Annotated in this window: 7 protein-coding genes; 2 read left to right on the forward strand and 5 right to left on the reverse strand. The window is 65.7% G+C overall.

What is annotated here, in order from left to right; genetic code table 11:
- Nucleotides 1-32 precede the first annotated feature (32 nt).
- A complete protein-coding gene (locus tag D7V93_RS37195; RefSeq protein WP_120647857.1) occupies nt 33-500 on the reverse strand; it encodes a tetratricopeptide repeat protein in 468 nt (155 codons plus the stop codon).
- A gap of 276 nt (nt 501-776) precedes the next feature.
- Here D7V93_RS37195 and D7V93_RS37200 point away from each other — a divergent pair, with 276 nt between their 5' ends.
- On the forward strand, nt 777-1,001 hold the full coding sequence (locus tag D7V93_RS37200) for a hypothetical protein (RefSeq protein ID WP_120647858.1): 225 nt from the start codon (nt 777-779) through the stop codon (nt 999-1,001).
- Between the two features lie 208 nt (nt 1,002-1,209).
- On the opposite strand, the gene D7V93_RS37205 is transcribed toward D7V93_RS37200, so the two are convergent.
- Together D7V93_RS37205 and D7V93_RS37210 are read right to left on the reverse strand one after the other, a co-directional pair.
- Nucleotides 1,210-1,743, reverse strand: coding sequence for a tetratricopeptide repeat protein (locus tag D7V93_RS37205; RefSeq protein ID WP_244237733.1), 534 nt, complete (start codon nt 1,741-1,743; stop codon nt 1,210-1,212).
- A gap of 56 nt (nt 1,744-1,799) precedes the next feature.
- Nucleotides 1,800-2,816, reverse strand: coding sequence for a DUF1521 domain-containing protein (locus D7V93_RS37210; RefSeq protein WP_244237734.1), 1,017 nt, complete (start codon nt 2,814-2,816; stop codon nt 1,800-1,802).
- A 412-nt stretch (nt 2,817-3,228) separates the two neighbouring features.
- On the opposite strand from D7V93_RS37210, the gene D7V93_RS37215 reads away from it, so the two are divergent.
- A complete protein-coding gene (locus tag D7V93_RS37215) occupies nt 3,229-3,453 on the forward strand; it encodes a hypothetical protein (protein ID WP_120647858.1) in 225 nt (74 codons plus the stop codon).
- A gap of 137 nt (nt 3,454-3,590) precedes the next feature.
- Here D7V93_RS37215 and D7V93_RS37220 read toward each other — a convergent pair whose 3' ends face one another.
- Complete coding sequence (locus tag D7V93_RS37220; RefSeq protein ID WP_120647860.1) at nt 3,591-4,403, reverse strand: carboxypeptidase-like regulatory domain-containing protein; 813 nt, start codon at nt 4,401-4,403, stop codon at nt 3,591-3,593.
- Nucleotides 4,404-4,629: 226 nt separating this feature from the next.
- The gene (locus D7V93_RS37225) at nt 4,630-5,004 is read right to left on the reverse strand and encodes a hypothetical protein (RefSeq protein WP_120647861.1); all 375 of its coding nucleotides are present in this window, start codon (nt 5,002-5,004) and stop codon (nt 4,630-4,632) included.
- Nucleotides 5,005-5,234 lie beyond the last annotated feature (230 nt).

Genomic DNA, 5,234 nt, shown 5'->3' on the forward strand with positions numbered 1-5,234 from the left:
CCCCTGGCGAGGGAGGGGCCTGCGGGGGAAAGCTACGAGCGGTCCTCGGGGGCCTCGGCCTCCGCGCCCTCGTCGGAACTCTCCAGGGCCGCGGCGGCCAGCATGCGCGCACGACGGCTCAAGGGGTCCTTGTCCTCCGGGTCCAGCGACACGGCATGCTGGAAGTCACGGGCGGCGTCCGTCACCCGGCCCTGGCGCAGGAAGGCCTCGCCCCGGTTGACGAAGGGGGTGATGTCGGACGGGTCCAGCTCGATGGCGCGGTTGAAGCACGCCACGGCCGCGTCCAGATCCTCCAGCGCCAGATGGCAGGCCCCCAGGGCCGTCTGGAAGTACGCCTCTGACGGATCCAACGAGGCCAGCTGCTGGAAGAGCCCCAGCGACTCGTTGAACTGCCCGTCCTGGAACAGGTTGAAGCCTTCGGTGGCCCGCTCGAGCATCTCCGGGCCGGACAGCGGCCGGGTGTTGTCGTTCGACACCGGAGCCTTGGATTCGGTCGTCATCAGCGCGGGTCCCTCACAGGGAGGACAGGAGGACGTGGGCCCGCAACCGACCACCGAGGGACTGGGGTGGCTTCGGGCGCGGACAGCTTAGTCTGTTATCGGCACAACCTCCAAAGAGGGTGCGTCCCGGCAAGCAGCCCGAATTTCCGGGGCCCTCTTTCCTGACGGGAAAAAAGATCGGAAAATGCCGAGGAAACTTCCGGCCCCCGATCTCCCATAATCCTTTTGTAAGCAGCGCCGCAGCACACACCCGCTTCCAACCACTGGAGACTCCCCATGAACGCCACCGCCTCCGCCGCCGCCCTCTCCACCGCCTTCAAGGGCAGCCAGTCCCTGAGCGCCACCGAGCAGCAGTCCCTGGCCGGCCTGTCCGGTGTGGACCTCGACCGCGCCAAGGCGCAGCTGATGCTCCAGAAGCAGCAGGAGGCGGTTGCCTTCGCCAGCAACATCATGAAGAAGCTGAACGAGATCGCGATGTCGGTCATCAGCAACCTGAAGTAAGCACTGCTGCTTCCTGGCAGTCAGAGAGCCGGCCCTCCTTCCTGGAGGCCGGCTCTTTGCTTTTTGGCCCTCGTCCCACGCTCCGGCGCCCACGCTCCGGCGCCCACGACGGAGGCCCTGAGCGCGCGCCCCGCAAAAGCACGATGCCCGGTCACTCGCGTGGCCGGGCATCGGGATGTCGCCGAAGCGGGAAGCTGGAGCGCCGCCGCTACTTCTTCGGAGGCGTCTTGGCGGTCGCGCTCTTCTGCGCCTGGTCCGCCTGCTGCTTGAGCGTCACCAACAACGACCGGGCCCGCTGCGTCGAGCGGCGCTGGAGCGTCGGATCATTCTGGATGGCGCTGCTGAAGTCGGCCAGCCCCGCGGGGACGTTGCCCCGGCGCAGGTGGATCTCTCCACGGCCCACGAGCGCATCCCCATTGTCAGCGTTGAGCTGGAGCGAGCGCTGGAACGCGTCGAAGGCTTCGTCGAACCGCTCCAGTGTCATGAGCGCCGCCCCCAGCTGACAGTGGAAGACACTGTCGTGGGGTGCAGCGGCCACGAGGCCCTTGAAGATGTCCAACGCCTGCTGCGTCTTTCCCACCTGCAGGAGCTGATGCGCGGTGGTCGCCCAACGGTAGAGCGTCGACTGGGGCATCTTCAGGAACTGACCCAGTGAGATCTCACCACGAATCAACCGCTCGTCCTCTTCTTCCAGGCGGGACGGTGGCGGCTGCTTGTCTCGGGATGGCGGCTGGGCACTCACGAAGACCTCACTTCGGGCGGGCGGAGCCCGGGACTCCGCCCGCGGTTGGAAGACGGCTAGAAGAAGATGTTGCGCGGGCGAACGGTATCATCGAACCGCGGAATCTTCTGGAGCGCCTTCAACATCGAAGTCACGGAGTCGAAGGCCGCCTTCAGGCCGTCCTTGTGCTTCGCCTTGTTGTAGGTGCCCAGGCCGTCCGCGCCGCTGAACGGGTTGAAGCCCTTCGTCTGGGTCTTCTTCAGCGAGTCGAACGTCAGACCCACCGCGTCAAAACGCTTCTGCAGCGCGGCCAGCGCGTCGGAGGTCTTCGTGGACGAGGAGCCCGGCGAGGCCATCGTGTTCGGGGGACCACCGAAGACGTGATTCGTGATGGTGGCGTTCTCCGCCTTCTTCAGGGTCTCGCCGCCGTTCTCCGAACCGATGATCTCATGGCCCTCGAAGAGCCAGTCGTCGGTGGCGTTGCCCATCTCCACGGTGTCCGTGTCCACGCCCTCGCGGCCGTGGAAGCGCGCCGCCTCGTCCACGCCGTCCTGCTGGACGGGACCGATGGTGCCCTTGCCCTTGTCCAGGTCGCTGATGCGCACGTGGCTGTCCATGCACACGATGTCGAGCTGACCGGACACCGTCATCCCGTTGCCGTAGGGCTTGGTGGTAACGTTGATCATCGTCCCGTCGCCCAGGGTGAAGGTCGTGTCCTTCTTGAAGTCCCAGGTGCCGCCGTCGCCCTCGGCCACGTGCGGGTCACCCCAGATGCGGGTGCTCTTGCCGTCCGGACCGGTCACCTTCCACTCGAACTGGCCAATCGTCTCGATGGTGTAGCCACCGGGCGTCGTGACCTTGTTGTCCTTCACTTCCAGGGTGCGCGCCGGCGAGAAGCCGTCGAGCGGATCCGGCTTCTCCGTGGGGAAGCAGCTCGTGGCGGCGGCCGTCTGCTGCGTGGACACCGCACGGCCCATCTGGTCCGGCTTCGCGGCCTTCTCGGCGGCCTTGGGCGCGCCCGCCAGCGCCTTCTCCACCAGGCCCATCGTGGACTCGATGAGCTTCGCGTTCTTCGCGAGGGTGGCGTCGTTCACGCCTGCAAAACCAGGATTCTTCACGCTAAGGGTCTGGGTATTCAGACCACCGACACCAGTTGCCATTGTCTATCCCCGGGAGCTGCGAGCTGGAAGGAGAAGCTTGGTGAAACCTCTTGATGGATTCTCTATCGGGAGAGTCCAGAGTTTCGCGACCCGGGATGAATTTTCCAATGAGGTGCGTCCTCCCGGCAAGCGGCCTCGACGGCCCCGACTCTATAGGAACCTTCTTCGCGCTTCCTGGGGAGGGAGCAGGCCGCCACCCGGACTGGTGGAGGGCTTGAGCGGATCCGGAACCAGGGGAAAAATAGGAATCGGAAATGCCGAGGAAACTTCCGGCCCCCGATCTCCCATAATCCTTTTGTAAGCAGCGCCGCAGCACACACCCGCTTCCAACCACTGGAGACTTCCCATGAACGCCACCGCCTCCGCCGCCGCCCTCTCCACCGCCTTCAAGGGCAGCCAGTCCCTGAGCGCCACCGAGCAGCAGTCCCTGGCCGGCCTGTCCGGTGTGGACCTCGACCGCGCCAAGGCGCAGCTGATGCTCCAGAAGCAGCAGGAGGCGGTTGCCTTCGCCAGCAACATCATGAAGAAGCTGAACGAGATCGCGATGTCGGTCATCAGCAACCTGAAGTAAGCACTGCTGCTTCCTGGCAGTCAGAGAGCCGGCCCTCCTTCCTGGAGGCCGGCTCTTTGCTTTTGGCCCACGCCCCTCGCTCCGGCACCCACGGCGGAGGCCCTCCCCGTACACCGGGAGGGCCCGCCGTCCGCGCGTCAGGGGAACTGCACGTTCAGTTCGATGATGTGCGCGGTGCTGGCCAGCGGGAAGAAGTCCGTGGTCACGGTGGGGTTGTACGACCCCGTGTTCCGGACGCGGATCAGCAGCGGCCGCGGCGTCTGCCCCTGGGGCGTATAACGGGCCTTGATGGTGTAGCGACCCACAGCCACATCCGGGAGCCCGTACCCTTCCGTCGTCTGCTCGGCCTTCGCGGTGATGGTCGTCCCCGCGCTACCATCCACCAGGGGCCCATCCGGCGTGAGCGTCAGCTCCACGTCGCTGTCGTTCACGATGGAGCCGGGGTTGTCCGGGTCCGTGAAGTTCTCGAAGTACACCGTGACGATGCCCCCGTTGTTCCCACCGTCCGGCTTCGCCCCCGTCAGCTTCCAGGTGAAGTTGCGGAGGGCGCCGACATTGCCCGCGAAGGTCGCCGAGTCGTCGGGGACGAGCGTGAAGCGGTAGGGCGCACCGTGGTAGGTGGTCTCCAGCGTCGCGTTCCCGAGCCAGGGCCCCGTCGGGTTGCTGACGTCCAGGCGGTACGCGCCGTCCGCGCCCGTCATCGTCTTCACGGTGGTGCCCGTCTGGAACTGGTTGTGGGCGGTGATCTCCACCCCGGCGAGCCCCTTGCCCTGACTGTCGACGGCACGGCCCTTCATCACGTTCGACTCCACGGTGCCGGGGTTGGTGGTGCCCGCATCCGTGTTGCCGGGATTCGGGGTGCCACCGCCGTTACCCCCGCAGCTGCAAGCGGCAGAAGCTCCAAGCAACGACACCAGGCCCCACGCCACCACATTCTTCGTCCAATGCATTCGACTCCTCCTGGAAGACTGCTCCCGAGGACAGGACCCACCGGGAGCCACCGGCCCGAAAAGCCCGTTCTACTGGAAGCGCGCGCCCAGGGGCGGAACTTCCAGCTCTCCTTGCTGCCCGGCCGCCTGCTGCTGAACGCCAGGAGCCCGCAAAAGGAAACTGCCGCCCGTCACCCGGAAGCGGGTGACCCGGCGGCAGTCGGGGCAGCGGCCAACAGGTGGGAGACTACCCCCACATGTCGCTCAACAGCTCCTTGCGGCGGTTCATCAGGTTCTTGAAGAAGTTGTCGTCGCGGATCTTCTCGAAGAGCGTGTTGGTCTGGTGCTTGGAGATGACCTTGTCCGCCTGCGCCTTGATCTCTTCCTTGGTCGCCTTCGGGTTGTCCTTGATGAAGGTGGCCATCTCCTCCGTGACCTTGGTCTTCATCTTCTCGATGCGGCTGTCACCCAGGTACCGCAGCGAGCCCTTGTCCTTCTCCAGCTGGGTCACGGCGGAGCTCAGGGCGTCGGTGACGACCTTCGTCTTCTCCGCGTCGGTGCTGCCCGAGCTGCGCGCCTGCTGAACGTTGCCACCACCGCCAACGCCATTCACTCCAGCCATGGATGAGCTCCTTAAAAAGGTGAGTCTTGAAGGGATTATCTGGGACCCGGGCCGTGAGTTGCGTCCGGGAAGGACATTCCCGCGGGTCCCGGGAACACCCTTCCCGTCAGACAGCGACTAGCCCTTCAGCTTGCCCAGGGCGGGGTTCTTCATCCACGCCTTGAAGGACTCGAGGTCCTTCTGGACTTCCTGCGAGTCCGGCGGCTTGGGGGTGGCGGGCACGGCGGGAG

The sequence above is a fragment of the Corallococcus llansteffanensis genome, assembly GCF_003612055.1.
Lineage (GTDB): Bacteria > Myxococcota > Myxococcia > Myxococcales > Myxococcaceae > Corallococcus > Corallococcus llansteffanensis.